The 786-nt window shown below is 65.9% G+C and carries 2 protein-coding genes; both read right to left on the bottom strand.

The genetic code is table 11. The features are described from left to right. The coding region (locus RHBS_RS28200; protein ID WP_187298684.1) for a glycosyltransferase at nt 1–411 on the bottom strand (411 nt) is incomplete at its 3' end. A gap of 63 nt (nt 412–474) precedes the next feature. Beyond that, the coding region (locus RHBS_RS28205; RefSeq protein WP_128646949.1) for a glutaredoxin domain-containing protein at nt 475–786 on the bottom strand (312 nt) is incomplete at its 5' end.

Here is a 786-nt window from a genome sequence, read left to right on the forward strand (position 1 = left end):
TTGGAGGGTGAGGCCCAGGCCGTAGCTGGCGGCGAAACCTGCGACGTCGGTCTGGTAGACGGCGACCGCGGGCACGTCCAGCCGGTTGGCGGCGGCGAGACCGCCCGCTCCGAGCAGGAACGGTGACGCCAGATGCACGACGTCGGGGGCGAAGGCACGCATCGCCGAGACCATGCCGAGGCCCGGAACACCGACGGGCAGCGAACTGACCTTGGGGACCATGAGCGACGGCACCCGGTGCACCGGAACGTCGTCGTGCCACGTCGCAGCTCTGGGGCCGGACGGATTGTCCGGGGCGATGACGATGGCGTCGTGCCCCGTCTTGTCGAGGTGTTCGAGGACACGGATCACCGAGTGGGTGACGCCGTTCATGTTGGGCAAGAACGATTCCGCAACGATGGCTACTCGCACGGTCCTCAGTGTGGGCGGCCCCGCAGTCGGCCAGGTATGGACAACGTTACGTGTGGGCCAACGTCACACGAATTGCGCGAGCACCCACGACGGATTCGGGTTGGTGCGGTGTTCGGAGCCCACGAAGACCGTCGGGACGGTCTCGTTTCCGTCGTTGACCGACCTAACCCGCGCGGCCGCAGCGTTGAATGGTCGTTCCGCAGGCCCCACTCCTGCCGGATCCTTGCGGATATTCATCCACACGGCTTTCTTTCCGCGCAGCAACAGCGCTACCCGCAACCGCAGGCAGAAGATACATCCGGGACGCCAATAGATCAGCGGCACCGATCTCTCCGTCGCCTGAATGCGCGAGGCGTCGTCGGACAAAGAACGCGG

The sequence above is a fragment of the Rhodococcus sp. BS-15 genome, from assembly GCF_000813105.1.
Taxonomy (GTDB): Bacteria; Actinomycetota; Actinomycetes; order Mycobacteriales; family Mycobacteriaceae; genus Rhodococcoides.